Genomic DNA, 15,743 nt, shown 5'->3' on the forward strand with positions numbered 1-15,743 from the left:
AGGTTGGACAACCGTGTTCGAGTTCCTCAACAACCCTGATTACGACCTCGTCGGCGCGTTCTGGACGACGATCCAGCTGACGTTCTTCTCGGCGATCGGCGCGCTCGTCTGGGGCACGATCCTGGTGGCGATGCGGGTCAGCCCGGTGCCGATCATGCGCGGCTTCGCCACGGCGTACGTCAACATCTTCCGGAACACCCCGCTGACGGTCATCATCATCTTCACGTCGCTGGGTCTTTCGTCCACGCTGGGCATCAACCTGGCCGCGCCGGACTCCCCGACGTCCTTGGCGGACAACGCGTTCCGGCTGGCCGTGCTGGGCTTCGTCGTCTACACGGCCACGTTCGTCTGCGAGTCGCTGCGGTCCGGCATCAACACCGTGCCCGTCGGCCAGGCCGAGGCGGCGCGGGCCCTGGGGCTCAACTTCCTGCAGGTGCTGGGCCTGATCGTGCTGCCGCAGGCGTTCCGCGCGGTGATCGCGCCGCTGGCGAACGTCCTGATCGCGTTGCTCAAGAACACGACGGTCGCCTCGGTCATCGGCGTCGCCGAAGCGTCGCTGCTGATGTCGACGATGGTGGAGAACGAGTCCGACTCGCTGTTCCTCGTCTTCATCCTGTTCGCCCTGGTGTTCGTCGCGCTGGTCCTGCCGCTCGGCCTGCTGCTGGGCTGGGTCGCCAAGAAAGCCGAGGTCAAGCGATGAGCACGCAGTCCGTCCTCTACGACGCGCCCGGCCCGAAGGCCAAGGCCCGCAACTGGATCTACACGGTCCTGTTCGTGCTGGTGCTGCTCCTGGTGGCGTGGTTCGTCTACACCGGCTTCGACGAGAAGGGCCAGTGGGCCGGCGCCCTCTGGAAGCCGTTCATCGAAGGCTCGACCTGGACGCAGTTCCTGCTGCCCGGCCTGCTGAAGACGCTCGAAGCGGCCGCGCTGTCGATCGTGATCGCGCTGCCGATCGGTGCCCTGCTCGGCATCGGCCGGCTGTCGCAGCACAAGTGGGTGCGCATCCCGGTCGGCGCGGTGGTCGAGTTCTTCCGGGCCATCCCGGTGCTGCTGCTGATGGTGTTCGGCGCGGCGCTGTACGCGTACTACACCCCGATCGAGGCGGACACCCGCCCGCTGTTCGCCGCCGTCACGGGCCTGGTGCTCTACAACGGCTCGGTGATGGCGGAGGTGTTCCGCGCGGGCATCCTGTCGCTCCCGAAGGGACAGACCGAAGCCGCTTCGGCGCTGGGCCTGCGCAAGACCCAGACGATGATCAACGTCCTGCTCCCCCAGGCCATCACGCTGATGCTGCCGGCCCTGGTGAGCCAGCTGGTGGTCATCCTGAAGGACACGGCGCTCGCCGGCCAGCTGACCATCGGCTACGACGAGCTGATCCGCGGCTCGGGGCCGATCACCGGCAACTTCAACAACACCATCCCGACGCTGATCGTCATCGCGATCATCTTCATCACGCTCAACCTGCTCCTGTCGTGGTTCGCGTCGTGGCTGGAGCGGAAGCTGTCCCGCCGGAAGAAGGCCCCTCGGGGCGCGAAGCCCATGGAAGCCGCCCCGGCGGCGGTCACCGCGGCGACCGACTTCGCCACCGGCAACGCCTCGGGCGGAGGCTGATCTTCACGTCTTCACACCGGAGCGGGTGAGTGCGCGGAAACGCACTCACCCGCTTTTTTGTCCGCTGACGTCTGCCGCGCCGGCTTCACCGCGAAGGCGGGCCCGGTGCCGTGGGGTTGTCCTGCCCCCGGCTCTCCCCTAGCGTCGGGACCCATGGGCGTCGCACTGGTGACCGGCAGCTCCCGCGGACTCGGCCGGGTGATCGCGCGGAGACTGGCGCGCGACGGGTTTTCCGTCGCCGTCAACGGTCTCCACGACGACGCCGACCTCAAGACCGCCGCAGAAGGGATCCTCGCCGAGGGCGGCCGGGCCGCCGCGTTCGCCGCGGACGTGACCGACCGGCGCCAGGTCGGCGAGCTCGTCGACGGCGTCACCGCGCTGCTCGGCCCGATCGGCGTGCTCGTGCTCAACGCCACCGGACCGCAGCCCGAAGCGCCCGTGTCGCAAGTGGACTGGCCGGACCACCTGGCGCAGCTGGACTTCTTCGTGCGGTCGCCGGTGCTGCTCGGGCACGCCGTGCTGCCCGGGATGCGCGCCCGCGGCTACGGGCGCGTCGTGCACGTCGACTCGGAGGTCGCGGACCGCCCGCCACCCGGCCGCTCGGCCTACGCGACGGCCAAGAGCGCGCAGATCGGCCTGGCCCGCGCGTGGGCGCGCGAACTCGCATCGGACGGCATCACGGTCAACACGGTCGCGCCGGGGTTCGTCCCGGTGGAACGGCACGCGGAGGTCCCGGCGGCCGAGCGGGAGGACTACCGGCAGTCGGTCCCGGCGGGCCGGCTGGGAACGCCGGACGACGTCGCGGCCGCGGTGAGCTTCTTCGCCTCGGAGGAGGCGGGCTTCGTCACGGGACAGCGTCTGCTGGTGGACGGCGGTCGCGCGCTCGGCTGACCCGCAGCGCCACCAGCACGCCGACGATCAGCACGAGCGCCAGTGCCAGCGCCGTCCACATCGCGACGTGCAGCTGGAGCAGCCCGCCGGCGAGGGCACCCACCAGCATCGCGCCGACGGCCGCGATCTTCCGCAGCGGGTGCGCCCCCTGCCCGCCGGCCGCCTTGGAGTCGGCCGCGAACCCGGTCAGCGTCATGGTCAGGACGGTCGTCGTCAGGTCCGGGGCACCGATCCGGCGGACCGCCGCGTTCTGCAGGCCCATCGCCACGCCCAGCACGACGATCAGCAGTTCGCTGCCCGCCCGGGTGCCGGTGCCGAGGGTCGCCGACAGCACGACGGCCACCGCGACCAGCACCGCTTGGGCCGCCGTCGCCTGGTGGAGCGTGTCGTAGTCGTCTTCGCGGCGGGCCAGCCGGCCACCCGCGAGCGCGCCCGCCAGGAACGCCAGCACCGCGGTCAGCGACGCGAGCACCGACAGCGTCGTCTCCCCCGCCGCCGCGAAGCCGAGGAACACCACGTTGCCGGTCATGTTGGCGACGAACACCCGGCCCAGCCCGAGGAAGCTGACGGCATCGACGACCCCGGTCACGACGGTGAGCGTCAGCAGCAGGGCGGCCAGGTCCCGCGGTTTCGGTTCAGCCATGCACGCAGTCAACCACCCGGCGGGTCAGTTCGCGGTGCCCGAGCGCGTCCGTGCTGTCGACGAACTGGTCGATCGCCCCGACGGGCAGCCGCGCCCCGGCGAGCAGCGGCGCCACGAACCGCTCCGCGCCGATGACCCGGAACGGCCGGTCGAAGAAGAGGCGGGCCCGCGGGTCCACCGGGGCGGTGAGGCCGAGCGCGTTGTGCAGCCCGGCCACGCACTCGTACGCCGTCACGAGGTGGTGTTCGCGGTCTCGCCAGTGCGTCGCCGCGAGCGCGCCGGCCAGCGACGGCGTGAGCGTCGCGGCCGCGGGCAGCCGGGCGAAGGCGCTGCCGAGCCACTTGCCGTACGGCGGGTACCGGCGCGCCATGAGCAGGCACAGCCGCATCAGGTCCCGCACGAGCCTCGCGGCGACGACGGCCGAGCCCAGCTCGTCGCCGGCTTCCCCGCACCGGCCGACGAACGCCTCTTCCTGGCCGATGCGCTGCCACTGGCACGCGAGGACGTACCGCCAGACGTCGTGCGGGTACCAGGCGACGCGGCTTCGCAGCGCTTCGAGCCCGAGGTCGTCGTGGAAGACGGCGCCGGCGGTGAACTCGGCGAAGACCTGGGTCGGGGTGGCGAGCCAGTCCTGCGGCTCTGGGTGCCGCGGGTCGAAGCCGAGGAAGTCGCGCGTCCAGTCGTCGAGCTTCGCGACAACCAGTTTCGTGGGGTGCCCGAGAAAGGTCGGCGGCACCTCCGGGCCGCGGCCGCCGGGGACGAACAGGAAGACACGAGCGGTCCAGTCGTGGTCGGTGGAGCGCTCGGTGTCGAAGCCGAGCACCTCGGAGCCGGGCCCGAGCAACGCAGCGCTGTGCCGTCCGCCGACACGCGGCGCGACCGCTTCGGCGTAGAAACGGCGACTCAACGCGATTCCGGAAAAGAACGTCATGAATGCCATTATGACTTACTGACACGCGGAGCGCGCTTCATTATGCGAAACCGCTTCGCGGCATTGATTCCTGAATGTCTGGCGAACACGACAGCACGCGAAGCACGCTTCGCCGCGCAAAGGTACTTCGCGCTCCTTCTCGTTGTCGCACAAGCAGAACAGCTACGTACGATACGGTGAACATCGACGCGACCGGGAGCACCACACCAATTCGCCTCCCTAACGCGCGAAGCGCCCTTCATTGTGCGAAGCTGCTTCGCAGCGCTTCGCCAGCGGATTCCATTGTCACACGACCAGAACACCGACATACGTTCCGGTGAACCCCAGCGTGGCAGCGCAAATTTTGTCGGTACCTCCCCTTACCGTCCGAGCATGACCGAAAAGAGCACGGTGCGCACTCGGGAGATGGGCATCGAGTTGAAGACGCAGCGCGAGGCGAAGCACCTGTCGCTGCGCGAAGTCGCGCGGCGCGCCCACTGGTCGGCGTCGAAGGTGTCCGGCTGGGAGAACGGCCGCCGCGTCTCCCCGATCGACGCGGCGATCTACCTCGCGCTCTGCGGCACCGACGCCGCGGAGCGCGCGCGGCTGCTGGAGCTCACCCGGCCACCGGGCGAGCAGTACTGGGTGCGGCCGTACTTCGACAAGCTCGTCGACCCGATGAGGTCCCTGATCATCCAGGAGAACCTGGCGACCACGGTGATCTCGAACAGCCCGACGGCGCTGCCCGGCATGCTGCAGACCGAGGATTACGTGCGCACCCTCTACGAGATGTCCGGCCGGTACACCACCGACCGGCTGAAACCGTTGATCCAGGCCAGGATCGACCGGCAGCGGCTGCTGCAGCGCCGGGACCCGCCCCACTGCATCTACTTCGTCTACGAGCACACCCTGAGAGCGATCCTGCGCGACCCGGCCCTGATGCACGAACAACTGCAGTACCTCGTGCTGGCCACCAACCTCCCGCACTGCACCATCCGCGTCGTCCCCGCGTCCGCTCCGCCGTACCACCTCGTCAGCAGCCGGTTCACCCTCCTCGAGTTCGCCGAACACCCGCCGGTGGCCTACGAAGAGACGTTCACCGCCGGGCTGTTCGTCGACGACCGGGTGGCGGTCGAAGCCTTCTACGTCCTTCGCACGCGCCTGGAGCAAGTCGCGTTGCCCGAAGGGGAGTCGCGGGACTTCCTGGTCCGCCTGGCCGAGGAGTTCGATCTCATGACGACCTGACCCCGTCGACCGGCTCCCCGTCGTGCCAGACCGCCCGGATCCGTCCGGGCAGGTCGGCGACGGCCAGGTCCGTGCCGTCGAGCAGCACCAGGTCCGCGCGCAGCCCCGGCTCGATCCGGCCGCGGTCGTCGTCGAGCCGGAGCAGGCGCGCGGCTTCGGACGTCGCCGCCTTCAGGGCGGCCGCGTCGCCGAGGACGTCCGCCAGCAACCGGAGCTCGGTCGTCAAGTCGACATGCGGACGCGGCGCGAGGTCCGAGCCCGCGGCGATCCGGACGCCGGCGTCCGCGGCGAGGCGTAGCGAGCGCCGGTGCGTCTCGGCGAATTCGCTGTCGTGCAACGGCGAGAGCGTCGGCACGTACCAGACCTCGGCCAGCGCGGCGACGGCGGAGTCGTCGAGGAAGGTGCCGTGTTCGACGCTGCGCGCCCCGGCGCGGGCAGCCGACACCACGGCGGCCGACGTGTGCGCGTGCGCCAGGACATCGCGCCCGCAGCGGCCGGCTTCGTCGACCAGCGCGACGAGCTCGTCGTCGGTGGGGCGGACGTCCACGCCCGCGCGGACCGACCACAGCGCCCCGCTCGCGCCGACCTTGATCCAGTCGGCGCCCGCCCGCACCATCCGGCGCACGGCCGCGCGGGCGGCGTCGGGCCCGTCGAACAGCGGGTCCGGCAGGGCCGGGTCGCCGTAGTTGTCGACGGTGCCCGCGGCCGGGTCCCAGGTGTCGCCGAGCCCGCCGGTCGGCCCCAGCTGGCGCAGGCTGACGAGCAGGTCCGGCCCGGTGATCCAGCCTTCGCGCAGCGCGTGCTTGAACCCGGCGTCGGCACCCCAGGCGTCCCGGACGGTGGTGATCCCGCGCGCCAGCAACCGGCGCAGCACGGGCACCGCCTCGAGGATCCGCGCGCTGCGGGGCAGCGGCTCCGGCCGCCGGAACGCGACGTGCACGTGGCAGTCGATGAGCCCGGGCACCAGCAACCCGCCCGAACAGTCGACCCGATCGCCGCCGTCGAGCCCCGGCCCCACCTCGGCGATGCGCGAGCCGTCCAGCCGGACGTCCGCCCGGGTCGTCTCCCCGGTTTCGGGGTCGAACACCCGCGCCCCGGCGAGCAGGGTCACGCGAGATCCTTGCGGTAGACGAGAAAGTCGCACGGCGTGGCGAGCGACGGCGCGAGGTGCGGGTAGTCCTCGGCGAGATCGGCCCGGTGCGTCACGCGGTAGCCGAGCCGCCCGTACCACTCGGCGAGGAACTGCTTCGACGGATGCGTCCACTCACGTGGCACCAGCAGTTCGAGCTGCATCTCCCGGCACCCGGCCGCCCGGCCGGCGGCCTCGGCGAACCGCACGAGCTCCCGCCCGATCCCCAGCCCCCGCCGCCCCGGATCGGCGGCGAGCATGCCGAACTCCCCGGTCACGTCGTCAAGGCGCCGGACCCGCACGGACCCGGCCAGATCCCCGTCCACCAGCGCAACGGCGATCTCCCCGGCCCGCACGAACCCGGCGACCTCATCGCCGTCGGTCCGGTCGGTGCTCCCCAGCCAAAGCCCCTTCTCGGACTCGGCGTAGACGTGGTTGACCAGCGCCGTGATCCGTTCGACCACGGCGCGGTCAACCGACGGCGTCAGCAGCTCGATCTCCATGCCCCCACCTTGCCAGGTGCGGGGCACGGATCACTTGTCGCGGCGGAAGAGCTTGTTGCCCAGCCAGACGATCGGGTCGTACTTGCGGTCCGCGACGCGCTCCTTCATCGGGATGAGCGCGTTGTCGGTGATGTGGATGCCTTCCGGGCAGACCTCGCTGCAGCACTTGGTGATGTTGCAGTACCCGAGGCCGTGCTCCTCCTGCGCGGCGTCGCGCCGGTCGGCGACGTCGAGCGGGTGCATCTCCAGCTCCGCGATGCGCATCAGGTAGCGCGGCCCGGCGAAGGACTCCTTGTTCTCCTCGTGGTCGCGCACGACGTGGCAGGTGTTCTGGCACAGGAAGCACTCGATGCACTTCCGGAACTCCTGCGACCGCTCGACGTCCACCTGCTGCATCCGGTACTCGCCGGGCTTGAGGTCGGCGGGCGGGGTGAACGACGGGATCTCGCGCGCCTTCGTGTAGTTGAAGGACACGTCGGTGACGAGGTCGCGGATCACCGGGAACGTCCGCATCGGCGTCACCGTGATCACCTCTTCCTCGGTGAACGTCGACATCCGCGTCATGCACAGCAGGCGCGGCTTGCCGTTGATCTCCGCCGAGCACGAGCCGCACTTGCCCGCCTTGCAGTTCCAGCGCACCGCGAGGTCCGACGCCTGGGTGGCCTGCAGGCGGTGGATGATGTCGAGGACGACCTCGCCCTCGTTCACCTCCACCGTGAAGTCCTGCAGCCCGCCGCCCGTGTCGTCGCCGCGCCAGACCCGGAAACTCGCCTTGTAACTCATGCCTTGCTCCCCGGGTGCGTCTCCAGCTCGGCATCGGTGTAGTACTTCCCGAGCTCGCCGAACTCGAACAGCTCCAGCAGGTCCTGCCGCAGCGGCACCTGCTCCTTCACTTCGACGCCGATGTCCGGGACGACGGGGTTGCCGCCCTCGGACGCCGAGCACACCAGCAGCTTGTGCCGCCACTCGGGGTCCATGCCCGGGAAGTCGTCCCGCGTGTGCCCGCCGCGGCTTTCGGTCCGCGTCAACGCCGCCTTCGCGACGCATTCGCTGACCATCAGCATGTTCCGCAGGTCGACCGCGAGGTGCCAGCCCGGGTTGAACTGCCGGTGCCCTTCCACGGTGACGTGCAGGATGCGCTGCCGCAGCTCGGCCAGCTTCGTCAGCGCCTGCTCGATCTCGCCGGCCTTGCGGATGATGCCGACCAGGTCGTTCATCGACTGCTGCAGCTCGGTGTGCAGCGTGTACGGGTTCTCCGCCGACGCACCCGCGGGCGGGTCGAACGGCGCGAGCGCCATCTTCGCCGCGGCGTCCACATCGGACTCGCTGACGGCGGGCCGGTTCTCGAGGCCCTGCACGTACTCGGCCGCGCCGAGGCCCGCGCGCCGGCCGAACACCAGCAGGTCCGACAGCGAGTTGCCACCGAGCCGGTTGGAGCCGTGCATGCCGCCCGAGCACTCACCGGCCGCGAACAGGCCGGGCACGCTCGCGCCGGCCGTGTCCGGGTCGACCTCGATGCCGCCCATGACGTAGTGGCAGGTCGGCCCGACCTCCATCGGCTCGGCCGTGATGTCGACGTCCGCGAGTTCCTTGAACTGGTGGTACATCGACGGCAGCCGCTTCTTGATCTCCTCGGCGGGCAGCCGGCTCGCGATGTCGAGGAAGACGCCGCCGTGCGGGGACCCGCGCCCCTCCTTGACCTCGGAGTTGATCGCGCGCGCGACCTCGTCGCGGGGCAGCAGGTCCGGCGTGCGGCGATTGTTCTCCTGGTCGGAGTACCAGCGATCGGCTTCGTCTTCGCTCTCCGCGTACTGGCCCTTGAAGACGTCCGGCACGTACTCGAACATGAACCGCTTGCCGTCGGAGTTCTTGAGCACACCGCCGTCACCGCGCACGCCCTCGGTGACGAGGATGCCCTTGACGCTCGGCGGCCAGACCATCCCGGTCGGGTGGAACTGGACGAACTCCATGTTGATCAGCTTGGCGCCCGCCCGCAGGGCCAGCGCGTGACCGTCGCCGGTGTACTCCCACGAGTTCGACGTCACCTTGAACGACTTGCCGATGCCGCCGGTGGCGAGCACGACCGCGGGCGCGTCGAACAGGATGAACCGGCCGCTCTCGCGCCAGTACCCGAACGCGCCGGCGATGGCGCCGTCGGTGGTGAGCAGTTCGGTGACCGTGCACTCGGCGAAGACCTTGATCTTCGCCTCGTAGTCGCCGGTCTCGGCGAAGTCCTCCTGCTGCAGCGAAACGATCTTCTGCTGCATCGTGCGGATCAGCTCGAGGCCGGTGCGGTCACCGACGTGCGCCAGCCGCGGGTAGGTGTGCCCGCCGAAGTTGCGCTGGCTGATCCGGCCGTCGGCGGTGCGGTCGAACAGCGCGCCGTAGGTCTCCAGCTCCCAGACGCGGTCGGGCGCCTCCTTGGCGTGCAGCTCGGCCATCCGCCAGTTGTTGAGGAACTTCCCGCCGCGCATCGTGTCGCGGAAGTGGACCTGCCAGTTGTCGTTCGAGTTCGCGTTGCCCATCGACGCCGCGCACCCGCCCTCGGCCATCACCGTGTGCGCTTTGCCGAACAGGGACTTGCACACCACGGCGACGCGGAAACCGCGTTCGCGCGCCTCGATCACAGCTCGCAGACCGGCGCCACCGGCACCGATCACCACCACGTCGTAGCTGTGCCGTTCGACCTCGGTCATGAAGAGATTCCACCTCGGAACTGGGGACGTCGTTGTCGGGAGCGGGAGACTAGTTCACGAACCGCAGGTCCGAAATCGCGCCACTCGACACGAGCATGACGTAGAAGTCGGTCAGCACCAGCGTGCCGAGCGTCGTCCAGGCCAGCGCCATGTGGCGGGTGTTGAGCTTCGAGACCTTGGTCCAGATCCAGTAGCGCACCGGATGCTTGGAGAAGTGCTTGAGCCTGCCGCCGGTCACGTGCCGGCACGAGTGGCAGGAAAGCGTGTACGCCCACAGGAGGATCACGTTGCCGAGCAGGATGATGTTGCCCAGCCCGAACCCGAAGCCACCGGTCTTGCCGTGGAACGCCGTGATCGCGTCGTAGGTGTTGATCACGGAGACGACCAGCGCGACGTAGAAGAAGTAGCGGTGGACGTTCTGGATGATCAGCGGGAGCCGCGTCTCGCCCGAGTACTTCGCGTGCGGTTCCGCGACGGCACAGGCGGGCGGGGAGAACCACACGGCCCGGTAGTAGGCCTTGCGGTAGTAGTAGCAGGTCAGGCGGAACCCGAGCAGGAACGGCAGCACGACGAAGCCGAGCGGGATGAACCCCGGCAGGTCGCCGAACCAGTGGCCGAAGTGGCTCGAGCCCTCGACGCAGGAAGTGGACAGGCAGGGCGAGTAGAACGGCGTCAGGTAGTGGTAGTCGGGCACCCAGTACGCGGTGCGCACGAACGACCGGACCGTCGCGTAGATGATGAACGCCGACAGTCCGAGCACGGTCAGCAGCGGCTGCAGCCACCACCGGTCCGTGCGGAGGGTGCGCTCGGCGATCCGGGCCCGCTTGGGGGCCCGGACGCCGGTGCCGACGCCGTTGTCAGCCGGAGCGCTCACCGCTGGTCGCGCTTGTAGCCGCCGACACCCTCGTCGTCCGCGCCGTGCCACAGCGCGGGGTCGTACGGCGTGTCGGGTACTTGCACGCGTTCGGCGGGCTTCGCCTGGGAGGGCACGGCGAGCGGCACCCCGTCGAGGTCCGCGGTGTCGATGTCGAGGCGCTCCACGTCGTTGGCGAGCCGGCGGACCGCCGAGGCGTCGCCGTAACGCGAGCGCAGTGCGCCGACGCACTGCCTGAGCTGGCCGATGGTTCGCCGCAGCTCGGCGATCTCGGAGGTGGACATCATGCCTCCCGGGTGTGGTGGGGCTGGCAGGGAGCCGGCCGGGCGATCGCTCGCTGTACGGCTTTGCCACGCGTCGTGCAGTGTGACAACTAGCACACTAACGGTTCCGGAGGTGATCGGGGTCACGCGGGTGGATCTTCTGAATCGATTTTGATTCGGCGTTTTCCCGAGGTACTGTGGCCAGTGTCACGACCCAGAGGCGTCAGCGCTGCCGTCCCGCGGACCACCCCACACCAGTGATCCGGAGCCGGACATGAGCCCCACCTCCCTGCACAAGACCGTCGCCGACGTCACCGCCCGCATCACCGCGCGCAGTGCCGCGACGCGCTCCGCCTACCTCGACCGCATGGCCGCCGCGCACGAAGAAGGCCCGGTCCGCCGCGGTCTCGCGTGCAGCAACCTCGCCCACGGCTTCGCCGCCATGGAAGGCGCCGACAAGGCCGCGCTGCGGGCCGCGCGCGCTCCCGGCGTCGCGATCGTCTCGTCCTACAACGACATGCTGTCGGCGCACCAGCCGATGCAGGAGTACCCGGCCTGGCTGAAGAAGTCGGTGCGCTCCGCCGGCGGGGTCGCCCAGTTCGCCGGCGGCGTGCCCGCGATGTGCGACGGCATCACCCAGGGCCGCGCGGGCATGGAGCTGTCCCTGTTCAGCCGCGAGGTCATCGCGATGTCGACGGCGATCGCGCTGTCGCACGACATGTTCGACGCAGGCCTGCTGCTCGGCGTCTGCGACAAGATCGTCCCCGGCCTGCTGATCGGCGCCCTGGCGTTCGGGCACCTGCCCGCGCTGCTCGTGCCGGCCGGCCCGATGAACTCCGGGCTGCCGAACAAGGAGAAGGCGCGCGTCCGGCAGCTGTACGCCGAGGGCCTCGCGACGCGCGAAGACCTCCTCGACGCCGAAGCGGCGTCGTACCACTCGGCCGGCACCTGCACGTTCTACGGCACGGCCAACTCCAACCAGATGGTCGTCGAGGTGATGGGCCTGCACCTGCCCGGCGCCAGCTTCGTGCAGCCGGGTTCTTCCTTGCGGCAAGCGCTCACCGAAGAAGCGGGCCGCCGGGTCGTCGCCCTCTCGCGCGGCGAGGAGTACACGCCGGTCTCGCGGATCCTCGACGAGAAGGCGTTCGTCAACGGTGTCGTCGCGCTGCTCGCCACCGGCGGGTCGACCAACCACACGATGCACCTGGTCGCCGTCGCCGCGGCCGCGGGCATCCAGCTGACCTGGGACGACTTCTCCGACCTCTCGGCCGTCGTGCCGCTGCTGGCGCGGGTCTACCCGAACGGCAGCGCGGACATCAACCACTTCCACGCCGCCGGCGGCATCCAGTTCCTCGTCGGCACGCTGCTCGACGCCGGGCTCCTGCACGAGGACGTGCACACGGTCGCCGGGTTCGGGCTGCACCGCTACCGGGCCGAGCCGATCCTGTCCGACGGCGAGCTGGTCTGGCGCGACGTGCCGGCCCGCAGCCTCGACGAAGACGTGCTGCGCCCGGCGTGGCGGCCCTTCGCCGCGGACGGCGGGCTGCGGATGGTCGAGGGCAACCTCGGCCGCGCGGTGACCAAGGTGTCCGCGGTGGCGCCCGAGCACCGGGTCGTCCAGGCGCCGGCGCGGGTGTTCACCACCCAGGAGGCGTTCAAGGACGCGTTCGAGGCCGGTGAGCTGGACCGCGACGTCGTCGTGGTGCTCCGGCAGCAGGGCCCGCGGGCCAACGGCATGCCCGAGCTGCACGGCCTGACCCCGGCGCTGGGCGTGCTGATGGACCGCGGGTACGCCGTCGCGCTGCTCACCGACGGCCGCATGTCGGGCGCGTCGGGCAAGATCCCGGCCGCCATCCAGGTGACGCCGGAGGCCGCGGCGGGCGGCCCGATCGCCCGCATCGCGGACGGCGACGTCATCCGGCTCGACGCGTCCACGGGCAGCCTCGACGTGCTCGTCGGTGACGAAGAACTCGCCCGCCGTGAACTTGTGGACTCGCCGCCGTCCGAAGCATCCTGGACCGGCACCGGCCGAGAGCTGTTCGCCGCGTTGCGCCGCGCGGTCGGCCCCGCCGACCAGGGCGCCTCGGTGTTCGGCCCCGTGACGCCGGAGCACTTCGGAATGCCCGCTTTCACCACCCAGGAGGTCGGTCAGTGACCACCGGTCAGGACCTGCTCGAGCTGTCCCCCGTGATGCCCGTCGTGGTCATCGACGACGCCGGCGACGCGGTGCCCACGGCCCGGGCCCTGCTCGCCGGCGGGATCGGGGTCATCGAGCTGACCCTGCGCACCCCCGCGGCGCTCGCTTCGATCGAGCGCGTCGCGGCCGAGGTGCCCGACATCGTCATCGGCGCCGGCACCGTCACCTCGCCGGACCAGGCGAAGCAGGCCGCCGACGCGGGGGCGAAGTTCCTCGTGACGCCGGGCTGCACGGACTCGGTCGTCGACGCGTGCTTCGAGACCGGGCTGCCGTTCCTGCCCGGCGCGAGCACGGTGTCCGAGGCGATGCGGCTGGCCGAACGCGGCCTCTCGGCGCTGAAGTTCTTCCCAGCGGAGGCGTCCGGCGGGGTCGCGTACCTGAAGTCGATCGCGGGCCCGCTGCCGTCGCTGAAGTTCTGCCCGACGGGCGGGATCACCGCGGCGTCGGCGCCGTCCTACCTGGCGCTGCCGAACGTCGGCTGCATCGGCGGTTCGTGGCTGACGGCGTCGCTCGAGCCCGCCACGATCGAGAAGCTGGCCGCGGAAGCCGCGCGGCTGTAGCGGAGATCACCCCGCCGGAATCCGCGCCCGAACGGCGGAATCGGCGTCCGGATCCCGGGAGCACCGTTCCAGCGCGCTGGAACGGTGCTCCGAGCGGGTGTGGCGGCCGTCATGAATCCGGCCGAATGTGCCACTGAATGGTCCACTGTCACTCCGGTCGGTGATTTACCGGCCTGTTATCGTTCCTCTTCGCTATTTCCAGCGAGGAGAATCCGTGTCCCTGACCAGTGTGGTCGCGCCCAGTCCTGCCCCTGAAACCGTCGCCGCGCTCGTCGGCGAACGGCTTTCCCTGTCCGCGTTGCACCAGCTGGGCGGCACCCTCGGCGGTTATTCCTTCGTCAAGGTCGTGGTCGACCGCGAAACATCGGTCATCCACTTCCTGAACGACGCGCGCCATTCCTTTCACGCGATCTATATCGGCGAAGAGATCCTCGGCGTCCCGGAAGAACGCGTCCGCGCGGACATCGACTCCTACAACCAGGCGTTCTACCACACACCGGACCGCCGGTTCCTGCTCGGCATCCTCGCGCTGCACACGCGACGGGAAAAGAAGATCCTCTCGCTGGAGACGGTCGAAGTCGACACCATGCCGGCCGCGCTGATCCGCGAATTCCACGCCTTCGTCGCGCAGTACGTCGACCCCGCGCTGCCGCTGCTGTTCAAGCCGGCCAACCAGCTGCAGGAACGGCTCGTGCGGGAGATCCCGGCGAACGAGCTGCCGCGCGTGTTCGCGCACGAACTGTTCTCGACGGCACCGTTCGTCGCGCTGAACCCCGGCACGGCCACGGGCCGGCTGCGCGCGTTCCGCTCCGAGGCCGAGTACCGGGCCGCCACGCTGGACTGGTCGGACATCATCGTGATGGACCGCGTGCCGGACGACGTCCCGCGCCTGGCCGGCATCGTCAACGCCCGCCACACGACACCGCTGTCCCACACCAACGTGCTGGCCACCGGCTGGCGGATCCCGAACGCCGTCCAGCTCGGCGCCCTCGCCGAGGTCGAGCGCCGCGGGCTCGACGGCCGGTGGGTCGAGTACACAGTGGACACCCAGGCGTCGTCGATCTCCCTGCGGGAGGTCGAAGAACCGGCCGAGGCAGGGCCGCGACCGGGCTGGTACGCCCAGCGCGTCACGCTGGAGGAACCCGAAGCCGAGCACAGCCCGATCGTGAACCTCGCGCGGCTGCGCGCGGCCGACCGCTACCGCTACGGCACCAAGGCCGCCAACCTGGGCGAGCTGCACCACGTGCTGGCCCACGGCTCGCAGCGGCTCCTCGGCTTCTACCAGGTTCCGCGGCCGCCGCGGGACAACCTGCTCCCCCACCTGGCCACGCTGCTGGGCGTGCCCGCCGACGCCGACGTCGCGGCCGCCGCTCGCCGGTTGCTCGACGAGCGCATCCGCGTGCCCCGCGGCATCGCCTTGCCGTTCTCGCTGCAACGGCGGTTCCTCGAATCGTCGCCGCGGATCCAGCAGGCCATCGGCAAGCTGAAGATGGCCCTGGAACTGGACGCGCGGGAGATCGAGCCGCTGTGTGTCGAGCTGCAGGGCCTGATCCGGTCCGCGCGGATGCCGGGCGCGCTGGCCGGGGAGATCGACTCCGCCCTGGTGTCGCAGCTGGCCGGGGTGCGGACGTTCGTCGTGCGCAGCTCGTCCAACGCCGAGGACCTCGCCGGGTTCTCCGCCGCCGGGATCTACGAGTCGCTCAACCACGTCACGTCCGCCGAGCGGATCTTCGCCAGCGTCAAGGAAGTCTGGGCTTCGCTGGTGTCCGTGCGCAGTGTGCGGCTGCGGCACCAGGCCGGGATCTCCCTCGACGAGTGCTACATGGGTGTCGTGATCCAGGAGCAGGTCGCGGCCGACTTCGGCGGCGTGCTCGTGACGACGAACCCGATGAACCGCGCGGACTTCCGCACGGTGTACGTCAACGTGTCGCCTCGCGTGACCGACGTCGTCGACGGTTCGGCCCTGCCCATGCAGTACCTGTACTCGACGGTCGAGGGCGGCGGCCGCACGGTCTCGCTCGGCGACGCCACCACCGACCTCGACGAGACGGCCCACGAGCAGCTGCAACGGCTCGCCGTCGCCGGTCGCCTGCTGCAGGGGCACTTCTCACCCGACTACACGTTCGGCTCACCGGTGGACATCGAATGGCTCGCCGACGGCGACCACGCCCACATCGTGCAGCTGCGTCCGTATTCCGCCTGAGTTCCCGGGAGACACCGT

Annotated in this window: 15 protein-coding genes; 7 read left to right on the top strand and 8 right to left on the bottom strand. The window is 70.3% G+C overall.

The features are described 5' to 3' along the window. Positions 1–13: 13 nt before the first annotated feature. The 3 genes from ACYVLJ_RS15030 to ACYVLJ_RS15040 all read left to right on the top strand — a co-directional run bounded on the left by ACYVLJ_RS15030 (position 14) and on the right by ACYVLJ_RS15040 (position 2,502). The gene (locus ACYVLJ_RS15030; RefSeq protein WP_451973898.1) at positions 14–700 is read left to right on the top strand and encodes an amino acid ABC transporter permease; all 687 of its coding nucleotides are present in this window, start codon (positions 14–16) and stop codon (positions 698–700) included. Further along, complete coding sequence (locus ACYVLJ_RS15035; RefSeq protein ID WP_451973900.1) at positions 697–1,611, top strand: amino acid ABC transporter permease; 915 nt, start codon at positions 697–699, stop codon at positions 1,609–1,611. The genes ACYVLJ_RS15030 and ACYVLJ_RS15035 overlap by 4 nt, the downstream gene beginning before the upstream one ends. 153 nt (positions 1,612–1,764) lie before the next feature. Next, positions 1,765–2,502, top strand: coding sequence for an SDR family NAD(P)-dependent oxidoreductase (locus tag ACYVLJ_RS15040; protein WP_460439036.1), 738 nt, complete (start codon positions 1,765–1,767; stop codon positions 2,500–2,502). Here the strand turns inward: ACYVLJ_RS15040 and ACYVLJ_RS15045 are convergent. Then, entirely contained in the window at positions 2,456–3,145 is a 690-nt protein-coding gene (locus ACYVLJ_RS15045) for a YoaK family protein (RefSeq protein WP_460439037.1), read from the bottom strand. The genes ACYVLJ_RS15040 and ACYVLJ_RS15045 overlap by 47 nt on opposite strands. Then, a complete protein-coding gene (locus ACYVLJ_RS15050) occupies positions 3,138–4,076 on the bottom strand; it encodes a DUF4037 domain-containing protein (protein WP_460439038.1) in 939 nt (312 codons plus the stop codon). The genes ACYVLJ_RS15045 and ACYVLJ_RS15050 overlap by 8 nt, the downstream gene beginning before the upstream one ends. Positions 4,077–4,448: 372 nt before the next feature. Here ACYVLJ_RS15050 and ACYVLJ_RS15055 point away from each other — a divergent pair, with 372 nt between their 5' ends. Beyond that, a complete protein-coding gene (locus ACYVLJ_RS15055) occupies positions 4,449–5,300 on the top strand; it encodes a helix-turn-helix domain-containing protein (protein ID WP_451973908.1) in 852 nt (283 codons plus the stop codon). On the opposite strand, the gene ACYVLJ_RS15060 is transcribed toward ACYVLJ_RS15055, so the two are convergent. From ACYVLJ_RS15060 to ACYVLJ_RS15085, 6 genes are read right to left on the bottom strand one after another with little or no spacing between them, the layout of a single operon-like run. After that, complete coding sequence (locus ACYVLJ_RS15060; protein WP_460439039.1) at positions 5,287–6,411, bottom strand: amidohydrolase family protein; 1,125 nt, start codon at positions 6,409–6,411, stop codon at positions 5,287–5,289. The genes ACYVLJ_RS15055 and ACYVLJ_RS15060 overlap by 14 nt on opposite strands. Then, positions 6,408–6,932, bottom strand: a complete 525-nt coding sequence (locus tag ACYVLJ_RS15065) for a GNAT family N-acetyltransferase (protein ID WP_451973912.1) — start codon at positions 6,930–6,932, stop codon at positions 6,408–6,410. Before ACYVLJ_RS15065 ends, ACYVLJ_RS15060 begins: the two co-directional genes overlap by 4 nt. A 30-nt stretch (positions 6,933–6,962) precedes the next feature. Beyond that, entirely contained in the window at positions 6,963–7,715 is a 753-nt protein-coding gene (locus ACYVLJ_RS15070; protein WP_451973914.1) for a succinate dehydrogenase/fumarate reductase iron-sulfur subunit, read from the bottom strand. After that, a complete protein-coding gene (locus ACYVLJ_RS15075) occupies positions 7,712–9,628 on the bottom strand; it encodes a succinate dehydrogenase flavoprotein subunit (RefSeq protein ID WP_460439040.1) in 1,917 nt (638 codons plus the stop codon). The genes ACYVLJ_RS15070 and ACYVLJ_RS15075 overlap by 4 nt, the downstream gene beginning before the upstream one ends. A gap of 49 nt (positions 9,629–9,677) precedes the next feature. Further along, complete coding sequence (locus ACYVLJ_RS15080) at positions 9,678–10,502, bottom strand: hypothetical protein (protein ID WP_460439041.1); 825 nt, start codon at positions 10,500–10,502, stop codon at positions 9,678–9,680. After that, complete coding sequence (locus tag ACYVLJ_RS15085; RefSeq protein WP_451973920.1) at positions 10,499–10,786, bottom strand: hypothetical protein; 288 nt, start codon at positions 10,784–10,786, stop codon at positions 10,499–10,501. Before ACYVLJ_RS15085 ends, ACYVLJ_RS15080 begins: the two co-directional genes overlap by 4 nt. Before the next feature lie 253 nt (positions 10,787–11,039). Here ACYVLJ_RS15085 and edd point away from each other — a divergent pair, with 253 nt between their 5' ends. The 3 genes from edd to ACYVLJ_RS15100 all read left to right on the top strand — a co-directional run bounded on the left by edd (position 11,040) and on the right by ACYVLJ_RS15100 (position 15,725). After that, positions 11,040–12,920, top strand: a complete 1,881-nt coding sequence (edd, locus tag ACYVLJ_RS15090) for an IlvD/Edd family dehydratase (RefSeq protein WP_460439042.1) — start codon at positions 11,040–11,042, stop codon at positions 12,918–12,920. Then, positions 12,917–13,522, top strand: a complete 606-nt coding sequence (gene eda / locus ACYVLJ_RS15095) for a bifunctional 4-hydroxy-2-oxoglutarate aldolase/2-dehydro-3-deoxy-phosphogluconate aldolase (protein WP_451973924.1) — start codon at positions 12,917–12,919, stop codon at positions 13,520–13,522. The genes edd and eda overlap by 4 nt, the downstream gene beginning before the upstream one ends. A 214-nt stretch (positions 13,523–13,736) precedes the next feature. Continuing rightward, complete coding sequence (locus tag ACYVLJ_RS15100; protein WP_460439043.1) at positions 13,737–15,725, top strand: PEP-utilizing enzyme; 1,989 nt, start codon at positions 13,737–13,739, stop codon at positions 15,723–15,725. Positions 15,726–15,743 lie beyond the last annotated feature (18 nt).

The organism is Amycolatopsis stemonae (assembly GCF_054781455.1).

Excerpts from the sequence above, each read along its gene's own strand:
- ACYVLJ_RS15085 (WP_451973920.1), bottom strand. The coding sequence starts at position 10,786 with ATGTCCACCTCCGAGATCGCCGAGCTGCGGCGAACCATCGGCCAGCTC.
- ACYVLJ_RS15065 (WP_451973912.1), bottom strand. The coding sequence starts at position 6,932 with ATGGAGATCGAGCTGCTGACGCCGTCGGTTGACCGCGCCGTGGTCGAA.
- ACYVLJ_RS15045 (WP_460439037.1), bottom strand. The coding sequence starts at position 3,145 with ATGGCTGAACCGAAACCGCGGGACCTGGCCGCCCTGCTGCTGACGCTC.
- ACYVLJ_RS15070 (WP_451973914.1), bottom strand. The coding sequence starts at position 7,715 with ATGAGTTACAAGGCGAGTTTCCGGGTCTGGCGCGGCGACGACACGGGC.
- ACYVLJ_RS15035 (WP_451973900.1), top strand. The coding sequence starts at position 697 with ATGAGCACGCAGTCCGTCCTCTACGACGCGCCCGGCCCGAAGGCCAAG.
- ACYVLJ_RS15075 (WP_460439040.1), bottom strand. The coding sequence starts at position 9,628 with ATGACCGAGGTCGAACGGCACAGCTACGACGTGGTGGTGATCGGTGCC.
- ACYVLJ_RS15055 (WP_451973908.1), top strand. The coding sequence starts at position 4,449 with ATGACCGAAAAGAGCACGGTGCGCACTCGGGAGATGGGCATCGAGTTG.
- ACYVLJ_RS15050 (WP_460439038.1), bottom strand. The coding sequence starts at position 4,076 with ATGACGTTCTTTTCCGGAATCGCGTTGAGTCGCCGTTTCTACGCCGAA.
- ACYVLJ_RS15040 (WP_460439036.1), top strand. The coding sequence starts at position 1,765 with ATGGGCGTCGCACTGGTGACCGGCAGCTCCCGCGGACTCGGCCGGGTG.
- edd (WP_460439042.1), top strand. The coding sequence starts at position 11,040 with ATGAGCCCCACCTCCCTGCACAAGACCGTCGCCGACGTCACCGCCCGC.